Source organism: Pseudomonas sp. CFBP 5748, from assembly GCF_053850495.1.
Map to the genome: position 1 here is coordinate 313,711 of NZ_JBSPTN010000002.1, position 18,453 is coordinate 332,163.

An 18,453-nucleotide genomic window follows, 5' to 3' on the forward strand; every position below is an offset into this window, starting at 1 on the left:
GCTCGCGATGGCGTCAGGACAAACAGCTCTATGCCGCAGGCACACCACTGTGGAACCGAAACTCCACATCCGGCGACTCGATCAGCTCGCGTTCAGCGTCGCGGACCTTATCGATCACCTGGGCAATGTCCTTGGCATCGCCATACTGGTAGGCCAGCTTCAAGTAACCCTGGAAATGCCGGGCCTCGCTTTTCAGCAGGCCAAAATAGAACTTGCCCAATTCTTCGTCCAGGTGCGGCACCAGCGCCTCGAAACGCTCGCAGCTGCGGGCTTCGATAAAGGCACCGACCACCAGGGTATCCACCAGTTTCACCGGCTCGTGGCTGCGGACCACCTTGCGCAGCCCCGAGGCATAACGCCCGGCAGAGAGCTGGCGCAGGCCGATCTTGCGCTTTTTCATCAGCCGCATGACCTGCTCGTGATGCACCAGTTCTTCCCGGGCCAGGCGCGACATCAAGTTGATCAGGTCGACGTGGGAGTGGTACTTGGCAATCAGGCTCAGGGCGGTGCTCGCGGCCTTGAACTCGCAGTTCTTGTGGTCGATCAGCAACGTTTCCTGATCGGCCAGCGCGGCCTGGACCCAGGCATCAGGGGTGCGACAGCCAAGGAATTCGTGGATTTCGGGAAGGATCATGGGGCTCACGGGAAAAAGGTAGTCGAGCGAAGGGCGCCGATTATACCGGCCTGCCCCCAGACCACCAGCCACCGTCGTTGATATGCATCAAGTCGACGACTCAGCCATAGCAACTATAGTTGAGCAATGCCGTGCCTTTTCATTGCTGGAGACACCGATCATGCAAGCCATTCGCAGCATCCTGGTGGTCATCGACCCCGAACATTCGGAAAGCCTGGCGCTCAAGCGCGCCAAACTGATCGCCGGCGTGACCCAGGCCCACCTGCACCTGCTGGTATGCGACAGAAAGCACGACCACGCCGGCATGCTCAGCGTCCTGAAGGCCGCGCTGCTGGCGGACGGCTACAGCGTGACGACCGAACAGGCCTGGAATGAAAGCCTGTATGAAACCATCATCGATGTGCAGCAGGCCGAAGGTTGCGGCCTGGTGATCAAGCAGCACTTCCCCGACAGCCCGCTGAAAAAAGCCCTGCTCACCCCGGCGGACTGGAAACTGCTGCGCCATTGCCCAACCCCGGTGCTGCTGGTGAAAACCGCCGGTTCCTGGAAAGACAAGGTGATTCTGGCCGCCATCGACGTCGGCAATACTGACGACGAGCACCGTCACCTGCACAACACGATCATCGATCACGGCTACGACATTGCCATCCTGGCCAAGGCCCACCTGCACGTGATCAGCGCCCACCCCACGCCGATGCTGTCGTCCGCCGATCCGACGTTCCAGCTCAAGGAAACCATCGAGGCGCGTTATCGCGAGCAATGCCAGGCGTTCCAGGCGGAGTTCGACATCGACGACCAGCACCTGCACATCGAAGAGGGCCCGGCGGACGTATTGATCCCGTTCATGGCGCGCAAGCTGCAGGCCGCAGTGACGGTGATCGGCACCGTGGCGCGTTCCGGGTTGTCAGGGGTCTTGATCGGCAATACCGCTGAAGCGGTGCTCGATACGCTGGAAAGCGACGTGCTGGTGCTCAAGCCCCAAGAGGTTGAGGATCATCTGGTGGAGTTGGCGGTCAAGGGCTGAAGATCAAGCGATCGCAGGCTTCGCCAGCTCCTACGGTATGGCGCGATCCTTGTAGGAGCTGCCGAAGGCTGCGATCTTTTCAGCCGCCAATCGCATCCTTCAGGAACCCCGGCGCGATGTAGCGCTGGTAATGGGCTTCGGACAGGAGGAAAAATTCCCGATCAATGGCGTCCCGCAGGTCTGGCAGTTCCCAGTCGCGAAATTCCGGCATCAACACCATGCCGTAGGCTTCGAGGTTGTTGATGACCCGCGCCCCCCGGGCAATCAACTGATAGGCCCAGCAGTACTCCGATTGGTTCGGGAGGAAGCGGATCTTGCGGGCTTCCAGTTGCTGGCGGAGCAAACCGGGGTCGAAAACCTCCAGCTTGGCCACCATCACCTGCTCCAACAGCTGCTCCAACCGCATCCACACCGCGCGCTTCTGCTCCTCGTTGTAGCCGTTCCAGTGAATCACTTCATGGTGGAACCGCTTGCAGCCACGGCACACCAAATCACCGTAGACAGTGGAGCAGAGGCCGACGCAGGGGGTCTTGATGAGGTGGTTGGGCATAAGGAAAAGCACACGCTAAAGCAGGACAGGCCGGCATGTTAGCCCTTTGTCTAAGATTGATCACCCCTTCAAACTTCGTAGCCCAACTTACCTTTAATTTTTTTTTGCCGTAGAATCAGCCAGCCTTTTAAGGCGCCAATGTCCGTTAGAAGCTGTTTTCAAAGCGTCACGAGCACAGTCGTTCCTTCAGAGCGGTGTTGGCGGAGGGTCTTTCCAGCGGGGAAAGCCCAACGCCAACCCTCATCAGCTCCCCGTTCTGCAGGCGTAAAACTTTGAAAGCAGCTTCTGTGAGGAACCCCGGAAACTCTGGCGTAGTGGCTCAAAAAGCCTGCGACGCGCATGAGTACCGTGGGTTTCTGGATGAGCGTCCCGGACACCCATTTGGGACCACTGATGAGGGTAATAACTGTGCTTGAAGCCTACCGCAAACATATCGAAGAGCGTGCAGCACTGGGTATCGTTCCCCAGCCGCTTAACGCCGAACAAACCGCAGGTCTGATCGAGCTGCTGAAAAATCCTCCGGCTGGCGAAGAAGCTTTCCTCGTTGACCTGATCACCAATCGCGTTCCGCCTGGAGTCGACGAAGCCGCCTACGTCAAGGCCGGTTTCCTGTCCGCCCTGGCCAAGGGTCAAGCCCAATCCCCTCTGCTGGACAAGAAACGTGCCGTTGAACTGCTCGGCACCATGCAGGGTGGCTACAACATCGTGACCCTGGTCGAGCTGCTGGACGACGCCGAGCTGGCGCCGGTCTCGGCCAAGGAACTCAAGCACACCCTGCTGATGTTCGATGCCTTCCACGACGTGGCTGAAAAAGCCAAGAACGGCAACGTTCACGCCAAAGCCGTGCTGCAATCCTGGGCCGACGGCGAGTGGTTCAAGAACCGCCCTGTGCTGGCCGACAAGATCAGCCTGCGGGTGTTCAAGGTCACCGGCGAAACCAACACCGACGACCTGTCCCCTGCCCCTGATGCCTGGTCCCGCCCGGACATCCCGCTGCACGCCCTGGCCATGCTGAAAATGGCCCGCGACGGCATCGTGCCTGATGAACAAGGCAAGACCGGCCCGATGAAGCAGATCGAAGAGATGCGTGGCCAAGGCTTCCCGATCGCCTACGTCGGTGACGTGGTCGGTACCGGTTCGTCGCGTAAATCGGCGACCAACTCGGTACTGTGGTTCTTCGGCGACGACGTGCCTTTCGTTCCGAACAAGCGCGCTGGTGGTTTCTGCTTCGGCAGCAAGATCGCCCCGATTTTCTACAACACCATGGAAGACGCCGGCGCCCTGCCGATCGAATTCGATGTGTCCAACATGCACATGGGCGACGTGATCGACCTGTACCCGCATGCTGGCAAAGTCTGCAAGCACGGTACCGATGAAGTCCTGACCACCTTCGAAATGAAGACCCCGGTCCTGTTGGACGAAGTCCGTGCCGGCGGCCGTATCCCGCTGATCATCGGCCGTGGCCTGACCGAGAAGGCTCGCGCCGAACTGGGCCTGCCAGCGTTCGACCTGTTCAAGAAACCGGATGCCCCGATCGAAAGCACCAAGGGCTTCACCCTGGCGCAGAAAATGGTCGGCAAGGCCTGCGGCGTCGCCGGTGTGCGTCCTGGCACCTACTGCGAACCGAAGATGACCACCGTCGGCTCCCAGGACACCACTGGCCCGATGACCCGTGATGAACTGAAAGACCTGGCGTGCCTGGGCTTCTCGGCCGATCTGGTCATGCAGTCGTTCTGCCACACCGCGGCTTATCCAAAGCCGATCGACGTGACCACTCACCACACCCTGCCTGATTTCATCATGACCCGCGGCGGCGTGTCCCTGCGTCCGGGCGACGGCATCATCCACAGCTGGCTGAACCGCATGCTGCTGCCGGACACCGTCGGCACCGGTGGTGACTCCCATACCCGTTTCCCAATGGGCATTTCGTTCCCGGCCGGTTCCGGTCTGGTCGCGTTCGCCGCAGCCACTGGCGTCATGCCGCTGGACATGCCGGAATCGATCCTGGTGCGCTTCAAAGGCAAGATGCAACCGGGTGTCACCCTGCGTGACCTGGTTCACGCCATTCCTTACTTCGCGATTCAGGCTGGTCTGCTGACTGTCGAGAAGAAAGGCAAGAAGAACGCCTTCTCCGGCCGCATTCTGGAAATCGAAGGCCTGGACAACCTGAGCATCGAACAGGCTTTCGAGCTGTCCGACGCCTCTGCCGAACGTTCGGCCGCCGGTTGCACCATCAAGCTGTCGAAAGAATCGATTACCGAATACCTGCAATCGAACATCACCCTGCTGCGCTGGATGATCGGTGAAGGCTACGGCGATGTGCGTACCCTGGAACGTCGTGCCCAAGCGATGGAAGCCTGGATCGCCAACCCTGAGTTGATGGAAGCCGATGCTGACGCCGAATACGCTGAAGTCATCGAAATCGACCTGGCCGACATCAAGGAGCCAGTGCTCTGCGCGCCGAACGACCCGGACGACGCCCGTCTGCTCTCCAGCGTGGCTGGCGAGAAGATCGACGAAGTGTTCATCGGTTCGTGCATGACCAACATCGGTCACTTCCGCGCTGCCGGCAAGTTGCTGGATCAGGTCAAGGGTCAGCTGCCAACCCGTCTGTGGCTGTCGCCGCCGACCAAGATGGACGCTCACCAACTGACCGAAGAAGGCTACTACGGCATCTACGGCAAGGCCGGTGCACGGATGGAAATGCCAGGCTGCTCGCTGTGCATGGGTAACCAGGCACGCGTTGAGCCGAACTCCACCGTGGTCTCGACGTCGACCCGTAACTTCCCGAACCGTCTGGGCGACGGCGCGAACGTCTACCTGGCTTCGGCCGAACTGGCGTCCGTGGCCTCGATCCTGGGTCGCCTGCCGACCGTCGAGGAGTACATGGAATACGCCGGTAAGATCGACAGCATGGCAGCGGACGTGTACCGCTACCTGAGCTTCGACCAGATCGCCGAGTTCCGTGAAGCCGCTGCAAACGCCAACATCCCGGTCGTTCAAGCCTAACGCTACAACGCCCGACTAAAAACGCCGCCCTTCTTGCGAGGGGCGGCGTTTTTTTATGCCTGCTGTTTCGATGCAAACCAAGCAACCGCTATCACGAGCAAGCTCGCTCCCACAAGGTGACGGTCACGCCATAAGGGAGTAGATCAACGCTGTGATCGCCACCAGGCCCACCAATGTCACGAACACATTGGAGGCCTGCCCGCGATAACGGGCCATGGCCGGGACTTTGCGGATGGCGTACATCGGCATCAGGAACAGGATTGCCGCGATGACCGGACCGCCCAGGGTTTCGATCATGCCCAGAATGCTTGGGTTGAGCGTAGCGACGATCCAGCACACCACCAGCATGAACGCCGCAGTCAGGCGGTCCAGGGTCTTGGGCGCCGGACGGCGACCGCTCTTGACGACCAGGCCCTTGAGGCCCTCACTGGCGCCGATGTAATGCCCCAGGAAGGACTTGGAGATCGCCACGAACGCAATCAACGGTGCGGCAAAAGCGATGGTCGGGTTGCTGAAATGGTTGGCCAGGTACGACAGGATCGACAGATTCTGCGCCTTGGCTTCGGCCAGTTGTGCCGGCGACAAGGTCAACACGCAACTGAACACAAAGAACAGCACCATCACCACCATCAGTACATGGGCGCGCGACAGGATCTGCGAACTGCGCTCCTCGGCATTGGCGCCATAACGACGCTTCTGATCCACCGCAAACGCCGAGATGATCGGCGAGTGGTTGAACGAGAACACCATCACCGGAATCGCCAGCCACAGGGTATGCAGCAGCGCCGCAGGTGCAGGCGGCGTAGACGCGGTGGTCAGGATGCCGCCGTTCCAGTGCGGGATCAGAAACACCGCCAGGAACAGCAACGCGACGATAAACGGATAGACCATCAGACTCATGGCCTTGACGATCGCCTGCTCGCCACAACGCACCACCGCCAGCAGGCCCAGGATCAGCACCAGGGACAACACGACCCGAGGCGGCGGCTGGATATGCAGTTGATGCTCCAGGAAGCTGCCCACCGTGTTGGTCAGCGCCACGCTGTAGATCAGCAGGATCGGGAAAATCGCAAAGAAGTACAGCAAGGTGATCAGCGCACCGGCCTTGAGGCCGAAATGCTCTTCCACCACCTCGGTGATGTCCGCGCCGTCACGACCGGACAAGACGAAGCGGGTCAGGCCCCGGTGGGCATAGAACGTCATGGGGAACGCCAGCAACGCCAGGATCAGCAGCGGCCAAAAACCGCCCAGGCCCGCATTGATCGGTAAAAACAGCGTGCCTGCACCGATGGCGGTGCCAAACAGACCCAGCATCCAGGTGGTGTCATGGCGACTCCATTGGCTGAGGGTGGCTGGGACAGTCGTTTCAAAGCGCTCTTCGACGCTATTGGCCTGATCATTCATCCGGTCGGATCTCCGTTTTCCGGTCACATGCACCCGGCCGGGACGAGTCGGAAAAACCCGACAGGCAGCGCCCTGGCCGAAACAGGGGCGCGATTGTCCGGGATTAGCGAGCAGAAGCAAAGACTTAGCTGAGGAGCGGTTGTGCGGATCAGATCACGCCAATAGAAACCGTCGCCACATTCCCTGTGGGAGCGGGCTTGCTCGCGAAAGCGGTGTGTCATTCAGCCGATGCGTTACTGATACACCACCTTCGCGAGCAAGCCCGCTCCCACAAGGACGACGCTAGACACGAAATGCACATAAAAAGCCGGAGCCCCCTGCCCTCGGCTCCTACAATCAGGTTGAATACTTGAAATCGCCCCAGCGCCCACAGGAGCCCAGCATGACCGCAACCGTTCTGGTACTGGTTGAAACCGTCAATGAATACCTACCGATTCTCGAGCGGCAGGGCTACCACCTGGAATTGGCGCCAACGCCTGCCGAACGCAAGACGGCGATTTTCGAACACGGTGAACGGTTCGGCGCGGTGCTGACCCGCGGCCCCCTGGGTTTGACGGCCAAAGAGATCGCCGCCCTGCCCAACCTGCAGATCATCTGCGTGATCGGTGCCGGCTACGAGCAGGTGGACCTGCAGGCTGCGCGCAAGCGCAACATCGTGGTGACTAACGGTGCCGGGGTCAACGCTTCCTCGGTGGCTGACCATGCCATGGCGTTGTTGCTGGCGCTGGTACGCGACATTCCCCGGTCGGATGCGGCCTTGCGTCGGGGTGAATGGCCGAGGACCTCGCGCCCTTCCCTGGCCGGCAAGCGCCTGGGTGTGCTGGGCCTTGGCGCGGTGGGCATGGCGATTGCCAAACGGGCCGCCCTGGGCTTTGACATGAGCGTCAACTACCACAATCGCCGGGTGCGCAGCGACGTGCCCTACACCTTCTGCGCCACGCCCACGGAACTGGCCCGGGTCTCGGACTTCCTCATCGTCGCCACGCCAGGCGGTCTCGATACCCGGCAGCTGATCAACAAACAGGCCCTTGATGCCCTGGGGCCCAACGGTTTTTTGGTGAACATTGCCCGGGCCAGCGTGGTCGCCACCGCCGACCTGATCAATGCCCTGGAGCACCGGAGAATCGCCGGCGCGGCGCTGGATGTGTTCGATCACGAACCTGAAGTGCCCGACGCGTTGAAACGCCTGCCCAATGTGATCCTGACCCCACACGTGGCGGGCCTGTCCCCGGAAGCGACCCGAAGCACCGTGGAGCTGGTGGGCCAGAACCTGAACGCGTTTTTTTCCGGCAAGCCGGTGCTGACGCCGGTACCGTTACCCGATGTGTAACCTTAAAGAACCCCCAGCAATGTCCACAACCGCCGGGATTCGGCATCGGCACTGATCAGTTCGCCCAGCAACTCGCTCAGCGGCTTGTTGCCCCACTCAACGCCGCGCCGGATCAGGTAGGGCACCGGGCTGTGGGGTTCGGTGCGTGCCAGGTAACCGGCGATGACCAGGAGCTGTCGATAGGCCTCTTCACGGCTGGCCGGTTCTTGAAAGACCTGGGCAGGTGCCGCCTGCGACACAGAAGTCGGCGGCGTAACCGCTGGGGAAATTGGCACCGGCGCGACGGTGGGTTGCTGCGGATTCATTGCGATGAACTCCTCTACCAGAGTCAGCAAGGCCTGCATCACATCCTGCAGGGCTTTGTAGCCCGGGGCCAGATTGCCCAGGTAAGCGTCGCTCCAGGCTTCGAGCCGTTGCAAATGCTGCAGGCCCAGCATCAGGCTGCCTTGGCGATGTAGCCAGAACGACAACGGTGTGGTGCGAATCAATTCCGTGAGTTTCTTTTGATCGCTGCGCGCGGCTTCGGCCGATGCCTTGGCGTTTTTGCTGTCGTTGCCCAACACTTGCTGGCGCTGCAGACGTTGCCAGTCATCCAGGCTGAAACCGGCGAAAGACGGGTCCCGGCCATCGAACAACGGCACCCGCGTCAGCAGCACTTCGCTGTAGCGCCGGGCCAGCCACTCCAGCGGAATCACCCGCCACGCCTGGTCGCCCTCATCGGCCTGGGGGTGCAACTGCTCGGGATAGCGCTCACACAGACCCGCCACCAGCGCCAGGCTGCCCGGCAACCCCTCCACTCCCGCCAGATGCAGCCAGGCCTCCCCCAACCAGGCGCTGATCATCAGGTCCTTGCTGCGCTCGAGCAACAAGGTGGTGGCGAGTCTTTCCAGTTCCGGCCATTGGGCGCGCTTGATCGAGGCCTGCCAGACACCGGTGGGCAGGCTGGTGTCGTCTTCACGGCGCAACTCACGCAACTGGTCGAATTCCGGGTCGTAGCGCAGGTCCTGCCCGCAGGGCGATTCGGCGCTGATCGGCTCGAGCAACTGGGTGACCAGCTCGGGCAAAGGGGATATCGGCAAGCTCACAGGCCCTCCTCACGGGTCGCGATGGCGGGGCTCGATGAGGTCGCCATGAAAGGTGAACGGGGTGCCCGGGTCGGTAGCGGCGGGATCGACAACGGCAGCTTCGAGCCCTGGCTCATCAACGACAGGCGCACGAACATCAACGTTTGCTGCGCCGTGCTGGCCTGGGTCTGGGCCGTCACCGGCAGTTGCAGGGTCAGCGGAAAATCGGTGTAGTCGACATTCGGCTGGCGCTGGACAGACCCCAACGAGCGCATCAGGCGCAGCAACGACCAGGGGCCCTGGTATTCCCAGCCAGCTTCCAGATTGCGCACCACCAGGTTCGGTTGCAAAGGGTCGTTGGCCGGACGCTGGTAACCGTTGCGGGCCCAGCGCAAGGTCAGGCGCACCGGCTGCCCGACCATCCAGCGCAGGTTCTGCTGGGCGCCACCGGGGTAGTTGATCTGCTGGTTGCCGGCGTTCAGGCCCCAGGCGATCACCTGGTCGGCGCCGCGTTCTTCCTCGCGATCGGTGCGCCAGCGCACGTCCATTTCCACGCCGAGAATGCCGCTCTTGTCCCGTACGAACAGCGGCCCGAGCCAGGTACTGGCCTGTTTCAAGCGATTGAGGAAATCTTCGGCCGCCAGCCGATCCGGCGTCTGGCTCAATGTCAGCCCTGCCTGGGCCAGGGGCAAGCGCGTGTCGATCAACTCCAGCAGGCGCTGGACCCGCGCCGGGTCGGCATCGCTGGCCCGCACATCCTGGGAAAACGGGAAGCGCCCGGCCAGGTATTGATTGAAATAGTTGGCCAGGTCATTCCAGGCGGTCGCTGCCTGGTTCTGTTGCAGGTACAGGCAACGCTGCAGGGCGCTCTGCTGCAGCGCGACAGTACGCTGGGCCAGGTCACCGCGCCCGGCGGACAGACTGGCGGTTTGCAGGATCTGCGCGCAGGAGGTGGTGTCCATCTCGATGAAATCCCGGCTCACCAACTGCTCCAGTTGGGCCGCCGAGCTGGCCGGGTTCTGGTTCTTGTACTTGAGCAATTCATCGTTGATGGCCATGAACCGCGCCACCTGATCGTGCTCCAGGGCCGACAGGTTGTCCTGCTGGACGATCAGCCATTCCAGCGCCGGCATCCGTTGCTCGGCGATCTGCAACATGGCGCCGAACTGCTGGTTCAAGTTCAGCTTCAGATCCTGTGTATCGGTAGCGCCATAGAGCTGCAAACCGAAGTTCTTCGAACCGTTCCAACGCTGGACATCGGCCCGTTGGCTGAACAGCGGCTGGGCATCGATTTCGTTCAGGCCGCTCTTGATCTGCGCCAAGGCCCGACGATTGAGCAGGCGCTGGAAACGTATCGCCAAATCGCCCCGATGTACGTCCATGAAAGCCTTTTGCAGTGCAACAGCCTGGGACGTCTGCACATTGAAGCCCATGCCCGGCAACTGCTCGTCGCTCTCATTGAGGCTCAACCACATGGCCTGCGCCGCCGCCCCTTCAGCGGCCTGCATCAGCGCGTCACGGTAATCCGGCGGGATGCGCGGCAGCTCTTCGTTGGCGTAGCTCTTGTAGCTGGCGAAGTAGTTCAGGGCGACGCTGAAATCATCGCTGCCGTCGCCCTGGCTCATCGAACCGGCGTTGCTGTCCGACGGATCCTTCTGCAACGCCAACGCCACGAAATCACGCTTGAAGAGGGCTTGCACCGCGCCGTCCAGCGCCGTGACATGGTCTTGCAGCACCAGCAGGCCACTGCCCTGCTGCACCAGCAGATTGTCCCGGGAACCGGTCTGGACGATCCACTGGTCCCTGAAGCTCTGCTGCAGCTTCGCTGCCTGGCTCTCCAGATCCTGTTCGATATCCGGCCCAAGCAAGGTACTGTGGCTGACCTGGTCCATCAGTTGCGTGTAACCGGGCACCAGGTCCTGGCCCTTGCCTCGTCCCCAGGCCGAATTGGTCAGGCTGACCAGCGTCTGCAAGTCGTCGATCAGCGCCATCAGGTCTTCGAGTTCGCTCAAGGAGTTTCCACTGCCCGCTTCCAGCCGTTGCAGATGCAGCTTGAGGTAGCCGGCCTGGCGCACGAAGTTGTCCGCCAGAAAATAATGATCGAGCCAGCGCTGCATCAGGCCCGTGAAGTTATCGGAGATCCCCGGGCGCGCAGCGTTCAGGTCCAGCCCTTTCAGATCGGTATTTTGCGAATCGAACAGCACCCGGTTGTAGAACCGCGCCCGGCTCAAGGTGCCGGTGTTGAGGTTCAGCGACAAGGCGTTGTTACTCAGTTGCACCAGCTCATCCAGCGGCGCCTTGGGGTTGTTTATCGCCTGACTGAACAACTGGTTGTGCTGCTCCAGGCGCACCGCGCGCTCCACCAGGTCCCTGGCCTTCACATAACTCTGCCACTGCGCCGGGTCTTCGCTTTCCACGTTGCCGCGCCGCTCGGTGTTGCGGATGGCCTTGAGCTGTTCCAGGTCCGAATTCAACAGGTCACGCAGCGGCATGACCCAATGGTGCCGGGCGGTCAGACGCAAGCCGTCCTGCAGTTGCGTGTCCACCGAGGAGAACCACGACGTGGGGAACACCACCGAGACGAAACGCCAGCTCGGCGCTTTTTCCAGCACGTTCCAGTAGTTCTGCACGTTGTGCCGGGTCGGCTCCAGTTGCGGTTCGTCAGGGTCGACCACCAGATGGTTCTTATGGGCACTGAGGATCAACCGCGATAGCTCCTCGGCTTGCTCCACCGAGTCGCGCCAGACCCACAACATACTCCCCAGCCAGACCAGGCCGACCACCAGCGCGACCGCACCGGCCAGGCGATGCCAGCGCTGACGCAAGCGCAACAGGCGTGGCACGGGTTGGGCCAAGCCATGCTCAGCCACCAACCGCCGCGACCACAGTTGCCGGGCGAATACCGTCTGCCGCAGGACGCTGTCGGTGGCGGTCAGTCCATCCCCGCGAACGGCCGGCGCCTGGCTCGCGGTGAAATATACGCCACGAAAACGCGGTGCCTCGCCTTGGGCGTTACCCTGGAAGACCGGTTCCAGCAGGATCTGCATGGCCCGTCGCAAGCCTTCGAAACGCTCTGGCAAACCATAAAGGTCTGTACTCAATTGCCCCGACAGCGCGCCGATTTCGATGATCGACTGCGACAGCGCGGCGTTGACCTGATCCAGCGCCTGATCACTCCACTGCGATTGCCAGGCTGCATCGGGCAAGTAGGGTGACGACCAACCCAGCATCGATTCCCGAGCCTCGGCGGGCAATGCGCTGACCAGTTCCTGGAACCCCGGTAACTCCTCCATCCCGGTAATCACCACGTACACCGGCAAGCTGAGGCCAAAGCGTTGCAGGAGATCGATAAAGCAGCGCCGGACCTTGAGGCTCAACTCGGTGGTGTGTTCGATGTCGTCGAGTTTGCCGAACGGAACGGTCCAGATCACCGCATCCAAAGGCCGTCTGCTGCGCAACCGCAGGATCAACCCCAACAAACGCCACCAGTTGCCCCGTTGCCGGTTCATGCCTTCATCGGGCAGGAACAACGCCTGCGGTACCACCAGCACCGCACCTTCGGCATCCGACCACCAGCGCCCGAACCATGCGGCCTTGTCCGTCGGTTGCAAGCGCCACTGGGCGCACAGTTGGGCACCGTCGGCTTCGTTGCCGAGCATCATCAGCCAGGGCATCTGGTAGCGGTCCCGGGTGCCCTGTTCCTGTTCCATACGGCGCACCGCCCCGTAGAAACTACGGATCGCCGCGCCGCCCTGGGTGCGCAGCCACCAGATCACGGCCGCGATCAACAGCACCACGACGATGGCGAACAACACCAGAGCGACGATGCTCAAGGGGCTCATGAGTCCTGCTCCTGGACCGCCGACTCGTTCAGTTGCAGCACTGGTTCGAGCTCGGTACTAATGTCACGCCAGAACACCTGCCCCAGCCCGGTCAGCAACACCACCATCGCCAGGATCGCCAGCCCCAGGCGGACCCCGTCCGGCAGTGACTGCTGCCCCGGCATACGGACCGGCGCCGCGGCCGAAGACATCGCCAGGCGCTGACTGACATCGACATAATCGGGATCGTGCTGCCAGGCAAATGTGAACAACGCCAGGCGCCATTTTTCATGCTGGACCTGACCGGGCTCGCCGCGCAGCCGGCCCTGGAACCCGAGGATCAGGCATTGCAGGTAGACATTCGCCAGGTCCCGGGTGCCGGGCATCTGCTCATCCAGCAGTTTCTTGATGGCCGCGGGCAGCCGCTCGCCGGCCTGGCGGCTGGAATACATGCGTGACTCGAGGGGATGCTGCTGCCAGGCGAGCTGCCCGGGCCAGGGGGTGAATAGCAAGGTTTCGTCCACCAGCGCCACAAACGCATAGACCAGCGCCTTGACCTGCTCGGTGGCGGCATCGCCGACGGTGGCGAAGGCCACGCGCCACAAGCGTTGGGCGCTGCGACCGGAAAACTCCACCACCCGGCTGGCCAATACCGCAGGGTCGCTGTCCTTGGGCAAGTCCTGCCATTCCTGGGACCACTTCAGCCAAGCCTGACGAAAAGCGCTGCTCAGCGGCGCCTCATGCAGACCCCGAACCGCCCCGCCACTTCCGTCAGGCATACGACTCCCCTTTTGCAATCAGGCACTTTCACCGGCTTGCGCCACAAACAACACCACTTGCCACGGGCTACTGGCCTGGGTCGACGCCGGCGCCACGATGTGCAGTGGCAACTGCCCGTCGAACCACTGCCCGCTGGCGCTCACCACAAACAATCGAGTGTCGTCGCCCACGCTGTAGGCCACCTGTTCGTTGCGGCTCATGGCCTGATGGGGCAAACCGCTCATGCGTTGCCGACTCAAGAGCACGACATGCGGCGCAGACGCAATGATTGCCCCACGCAACCACTCGGCTGCGGCCTGCTCGCTGGCGCCGTTGGGCATGCGCAGGCCAATCACCAGGCGTTGGTTCGGCTGATCGTCGGGCAACTGGATCGAGAAGACCTGATCATTGCGCTCGAAGGCCAGGCTGCGATAGCCGGCACGAACCAGTTCCAGGGTATCTTCCAGCCAGTCGAGCAGCGGCTCGTAGCCGCGCTGCAACTCCAGAAAGTCCAGGGGCGCGAAGGCCGGCACGCCGGCCAGTGAGTCGAGGGCCGACCAGGCACCGGCCAGCCCCAGCAGCAAACCGTAGAGCGCCTGGGGTGTCGCGACCCGGGTGTTCAGCGCGCCTTCAACCTCCGGCAAGCGTGACCACAATGCGGTCAGTTGCCGGCGGATCTCCATGGCATCGTCCTGGTTGCCCGCCGCCTGGGCCTGGCGCAACCGACCGGCGAGGAACAGGCATTTTTCCCGGGCCCGGGCACACAGCCCGGCGACGCGCCGACCGAGCGGCGACTCCGGCAGCAGGACGGGCGTGGGCGGCGTGTAGGGTACCCGCAAAAAGCCACCGCCCTCCTTGCGAATGCGCAACAGCGGCAGGCAGATCGAATCGGCCTTGCTCAACTGCGTGCAAAGCCTCGGGTTCGGTCGCCAGACGGTGATCGACTCGGGAAATTCGCCACTGGTGAGGTCCGGCAACGCCTCGCCGACCACCGATTGCAAGCGCCCCTTGAGTGGCAGCAATTGCCCGGCGCGCCAGAGCGGGCTGATGGCCAGGTACACGGTCACGGTGGCATCGTCGGTCTTGTTGACCGCCTCGCTGATGTCCAGCTCCAGGGTCGGCCCGACACCGGCCTGCAGGTTGACCGGCAAGCCATCGGGCAAGGTGCCTTGCAGCTGCAACAGCCGCACCTGGCCGGCGCTCAGGGCCGAAGGGTCGACTTCCAACTGGCTGACACCCCAGAACCAGGGATTGCAGGCCCCGGCAAAATGCGCGGCCAGGGCCTCGGCGCGCAACCCTTGCAATTGGAAATGTTGGGGCAGCAACTGCATGCCCTCATGCCAGCACACCGCGTCAGGTAACAGACTCATACGACTCCCTTCGACATCCCAATGTCGCCGCAGTTGGCGGCCCGCGGTCACTCATGGCTGACGGTCATTGAGCTGACCATCGCTGACGAGGGTCATCTCACGACTGTCGAACTTGAGCCAGGCCTCGCGCTGATCGTCCAGCCGAAGCCGGTGGGCTCCGGGAGTGTTATAGCTGGCGAAGACCAAAAGTCCAGCGGCGCGCCGACCCTCCAGTGGGAAGGGTTGGCGGTCGATGAATTGCCCTGGAACCAGCTCCAGCCCCCACACCGACATGAGTTGACGATAGTCGCGCTGGAACTGTTCGCGCTCGGAAAACCACTGGCTGGCGGTGATACCCGACAGCTGCTTGAGCAGGTCCGGGTCGTTCACGGCGATGAAATCCACCGCGATCGGCGTGTCGTCATTGGCCCGCGGTGCGACGTCCAGGGTCAGGCTGTCCAGGTCGACACTGGGTGCAAAAAGCGAGCAACCGGTAAGTACCAGGCTCAAAAAAGATCCGCAAAAAAAGACACGCAAAATGAATTTTCCTTTTCTCAGCGGTCATAAATTGTTTTCCCTTGCATTTTTATAGACCTGTTCTAGCGTCTTGGATAGTTCGACCAGCACGGTCGAATGCACCAGGTTCGTCAAGGGAATGACAGGTTTTCTGCCGTCCATTTGCAACCTGCGGATCAGCAAGGGAATGCGATGAGCGGGACTCCCGATGCATTGCTTCCACACATGCATCGGAGTCGGCCGCCATGGCAGAAAGTACCCAGCACAAGCTCGACAGAGTCCGTCCTCCCCGCGTCCAGATCACCTATGACGTGGAAATCGGCAACGCCATCGAGAAAAAAGAATTGCCACTGGTGGTCGGCATTCTGGCCGACCTTTCGGGCAAGCCACTGGACCCGCTGCCCAAGCTCAATGAGCGGCGCTTCACGGAAATCGATCGGGATAATTTCAACGAGGTGCTCGCCTCCATCTCCCCCCGCGCCACGCTCCAGGTGAACAACACCCTCAGCGGCGACGACAGCAAGCTCAACATCGAACTCAACTTCCGGCACATCGACGACTTCGATCCGGTCAAGGTCGTTGAGCAGGTCACGCCGCTGCGGCGCCTGTTCGAAGCGCGCCAGCGCCTGCGGGACCTGTTGACCAAGCTCGATGGCAACGACGACCTGGACAAGCTGCTGCGCGACGTGATCGCCAACACCGAAGGCCTGCAAGAGATCAAGTCGGCCCGCCCTCAGGACGCAACGACCGAGCTGCCCACCGTGGCCGCCAACGATGACCCGGCCCCGACCGAACCACAGGCCTGATCGCGCTCATCACTCAAGGGAGATAAAGCCATGCCTGCTTCATCCAGCGCTCAAACCAGCGAGAGCACGACCCAGACCCTGTCCCTGCTGGACAAGATCATCGCCGAAGGCCGCATGGCCCACGACGACAGCCAGCAGGACTACGCCCGCGACATGCTTGCCGAATTTGCCACCCAGGTCCTCGACGAAGGCATGGCCATCGACAAGGACACCGTGGCGATGATCAATGACCGCATCAGCCAGATCGACCAGTTGATCAGCGCCCAGCTCAACGAAGTGCTGCACCACCCCGACCTGCAGAAACTCGAAGCCTCCTGGCGCGGCCTGCACCTGCTGGTGCAGAACACCGAGACCAGCACCCGGCTCAAATTGCGCCTGCTTAACGTGACCCAGAAAGAACTGCAGAACGATCTGGAAAAAGCCGTCGAATTCGACCAGAGCGCACTCTTCAAGAAAATCTACGAAGAAGAATACGGCACCTTCGGCGGGCACCCGTTCAGCCTGCTGGTGGGTGACTACACCTTCGGCCGGCATCCGCAAGACATCGGTCTGCTGGAAAAACTCTCGAACGTCGCCGCCGCCGCGCACGCGCCGTTCATTGCCGCCGCCAGCCCACGGTTGTTCGACATGACCAGCTTCACTGAACTGGCGGTGCCGAGGGACCTGTCGAAAATTTTCGAAAGCCAGGAACTGATCAAGTGGCGCTCGTTCCGTGAAAGCGAAGACTCGCGCTACGTGTCCCTGGTGCTGCCGCACTTCCTGCTGCGCCTGCCTTACGGCCCGGACACCCTGCCGGTGGAAGGCATCAATTACGTCGAAGACGTCAACGGCACCGACCACAGCAAATACCTGTGGGGCAACGCCGCCTGGGCGCTGTCGCAACGTATCACCGAAGCCTTCGCCAAATATGGCTGGTGCGCCGCGATTCGCGGTGCCGAAGGTGGTGGCGCGGTGGAAGGCCTGCCGGCCCATACCTTCCGTACCAGCTCCGGGGACCTGTCGCTCAAATGCCCGACCGAAGTGGCGATCACCGACCGTCGCGAGAAAGAACTCAACGACCTGGGATTCATTGCCCTGTGCCACAAGAAAAACAGCGACGTGGCGGTGTTCTTCGGCGGCCAGACCACCAACAAGGCCAAGCTCTACAACACCAACGAGGCCAACGCCAACGCGCGGATCTCGGCGATGTTGCCGTACGTGCTCGCGGCCTCGCGTTTCGCCCATTACCTGAAGGTGATCATGCGCGACAAGGTCGGCAGTTTCATGACCCGCGACAACGTGCAGACCTACCTCAACAACTGGATCGCCGACTACGTGCTGATCAACGACAACGCGCCGCAAGAGATCAAGGCGCAATACCCGTTGCGCGAAGCACGGGTGGACGTGACGGAGGTGGCCGGCAAGCCGGGGGCCTACAAGGCCACGGTGTTCCTGCGGCCGCACTTCCAGCTCGAGGAGCTGACCGCCTCGATCCGCCTGGTGGCGACCCTGCCGCCACCGGTAGCTGCCTGATCACTTGCTCCCGCTGACTTGCCGTAGGAGCTGACGAGTGCAACGAGGCTGCGATCTTTCCAAGGACGCTTGAGTCCCAAGTGAAAGATCAAAAGATCGCAGCCTTCGGCAGCTCCTACAGGCATCGGGCATTACCTCATCTGTGTTCTTCAGGAGTTCCACACAATGGATGCAATCATTCTCGACCTCGGCGGCGACATCAAGGGCGACAGCCTGCTCGAGGGTTTCACGGACAAGATCGAGGTCATGTCCTACAGCCACAACGTGGCGATGCAGGTCACCAACGACGTGAGCAACTCGGAACGCACCTCCGGCCGGCCCCACATCGGTGAATTCACCCTGACCAAATTCATCGACAGCTCCACCCCCTCCCTCAACGAGTATTGCTGCGCCGGCAAACCGATCCCGCAAGCGGTCATCACCATCGGCCGCAACGCCGCCGAAGGCAGCGGCAAGCTCATGCCGTTCATCATCTACACCCTCACCAACGTGGTGCTGTCCAACGTCAGCGTCAGCGGCGGTACCGGCGGCAAACCGGTGGAAACCCTGTCGCTGAATTTCACCAAGATCAAATGGGAACTCACCGCCCAGAAAGACGACGGCACCAAGGAAGGCACGGCGGGCACGACCTGGGACCTGGCGGCCAACAAAATGACCAAGTGACGGAGCGCGCCC

General features: G+C 61.8%; 14 protein-coding genes. 6 read left to right on the forward strand and 8 right to left on the reverse strand.

Annotated features, from left to right (window positions below):
* Nucleotides 1–28 precede the first annotated feature (28 nt).
* The gene (gene miaE, locus ACWNZ1_RS06015; protein ID WP_135845049.1) at nt 29–634 is read right to left on the reverse strand and encodes a tRNA-(ms[2]io[6]A)-hydroxylase; all 606 of its coding nucleotides are present in this window, start codon (nt 632–634) and stop codon (nt 29–31) included.
* Nucleotides 635–794: 160 nt separating this feature from the next.
* Here miaE and ACWNZ1_RS06020 point away from each other — a divergent pair, with 160 nt between their 5' ends.
* On the forward strand, nt 795–1,658 hold the full coding sequence (locus ACWNZ1_RS06020; RefSeq protein WP_256452701.1) for a universal stress protein: 864 nt from the start codon (nt 795–797) through the stop codon (nt 1,656–1,658).
* Nucleotides 1,659–1,737: 79 nt separating this feature from the next.
* On the opposite strand, the gene ACWNZ1_RS06025 is transcribed toward ACWNZ1_RS06020, so the two are convergent.
* Entirely contained in the window at nt 1,738–2,208 is a 471-nt protein-coding gene (locus ACWNZ1_RS06025) for a DUF1289 domain-containing protein (protein WP_456027477.1), read from the reverse strand.
* A gap of 408 nt (nt 2,209–2,616) precedes the next feature.
* On the opposite strand from ACWNZ1_RS06025, the gene acnB reads away from it, so the two are divergent.
* On the forward strand, nt 2,617–5,217 hold the full coding sequence (acnB, locus tag ACWNZ1_RS06030) for a bifunctional aconitate hydratase 2/2-methylisocitrate dehydratase (protein ID WP_256454393.1): 2,601 nt from the start codon (nt 2,617–2,619) through the stop codon (nt 5,215–5,217).
* Between the two features lie 123 nt (nt 5,218–5,340).
* Here acnB and ACWNZ1_RS06035 read toward each other — a convergent pair whose 3' ends face one another.
* A complete protein-coding gene (locus tag ACWNZ1_RS06035; RefSeq protein ID WP_135845046.1) occupies nt 5,341–6,621 on the reverse strand; it encodes a serine/threonine transporter in 1,281 nt (426 codons plus the stop codon).
* Between the two features lie 382 nt (nt 6,622–7,003).
* Here ACWNZ1_RS06035 and ACWNZ1_RS06040 point away from each other — a divergent pair, with 382 nt between their 5' ends.
* Nucleotides 7,004–7,951: a 2-hydroxyacid dehydrogenase gene (locus ACWNZ1_RS06040; RefSeq protein ID WP_135845045.1), complete on the forward strand. Its 948-nt coding sequence runs from the start codon at nt 7,004–7,006 to the stop codon at nt 7,949–7,951.
* Nucleotides 7,952–7,953: 2 nt separating this feature from the next.
* Here the strand turns inward: ACWNZ1_RS06040 and tssA are convergent, their stop codons facing one another.
* Genes tssA through ACWNZ1_RS06065 form a run of 5 tightly spaced genes read right to left on the reverse strand, consistent with a single transcriptional unit; the run spans nt 7,954 to nt 15,481 of the window.
* On the reverse strand, nt 7,954–9,036 hold the full coding sequence (gene tssA / locus ACWNZ1_RS06045) for a type VI secretion system protein TssA (protein ID WP_135845044.1): 1,083 nt from the start codon (nt 9,034–9,036) through the stop codon (nt 7,954–7,956).
* Nucleotides 9,033–12,857, reverse strand: a complete 3,825-nt coding sequence (locus tag ACWNZ1_RS06050) for a type VI secretion system protein (RefSeq protein WP_456027478.1) — start codon at nt 12,855–12,857, stop codon at nt 9,033–9,035. Before ACWNZ1_RS06050 ends, tssA begins: the two co-directional genes overlap by 4 nt.
* Entirely contained in the window at nt 12,854–13,615 is a 762-nt protein-coding gene (locus tag ACWNZ1_RS06055) for a DotU family type IV/VI secretion system protein (protein WP_135845042.1), read from the reverse strand. The genes ACWNZ1_RS06050 and ACWNZ1_RS06055 overlap by 4 nt, the downstream gene beginning before the upstream one ends.
* An 18-nt stretch (nt 13,616–13,633) precedes the next feature.
* A complete protein-coding gene (gene tssK, locus ACWNZ1_RS06060) occupies nt 13,634–14,965 on the reverse strand; it encodes a type VI secretion system baseplate subunit TssK (RefSeq protein WP_256452698.1) in 1,332 nt (443 codons plus the stop codon).
* 51 nt (nt 14,966–15,016) lie between these two features.
* On the reverse strand, nt 15,017–15,481 hold the full coding sequence (locus ACWNZ1_RS06065) for a type VI secretion protein (protein WP_135845040.1): 465 nt from the start codon (nt 15,479–15,481) through the stop codon (nt 15,017–15,019).
* Nucleotides 15,482–15,705: 224 nt separating this feature from the next.
* Here ACWNZ1_RS06065 and tssB point away from each other — a divergent pair, with 224 nt between their 5' ends.
* From tssB to ACWNZ1_RS06080, 3 genes are all read left to right on the forward strand, one after another.
* Nucleotides 15,706–16,266 (forward strand): type VI secretion system contractile sheath small subunit, encoded by a 561-nt coding sequence (gene tssB, locus ACWNZ1_RS06070; RefSeq protein ID WP_135845038.1) that lies wholly within the window; start codon nt 15,706–15,708, stop codon nt 16,264–16,266.
* A gap of 30 nt (nt 16,267–16,296) precedes the next feature.
* Nucleotides 16,297–17,778, forward strand: a complete 1,482-nt coding sequence (gene tssC, locus ACWNZ1_RS06075; RefSeq protein ID WP_135845037.1) for a type VI secretion system contractile sheath large subunit — start codon at nt 16,297–16,299, stop codon at nt 17,776–17,778.
* Between the two features lie 165 nt (nt 17,779–17,943).
* The gene (locus ACWNZ1_RS06080; protein WP_109756006.1) at nt 17,944–18,441 is read left to right on the forward strand and encodes an Hcp family type VI secretion system effector; all 498 of its coding nucleotides are present in this window, start codon (nt 17,944–17,946) and stop codon (nt 18,439–18,441) included.
* Nucleotides 18,442–18,453: the final 12 nt, after the last annotated feature.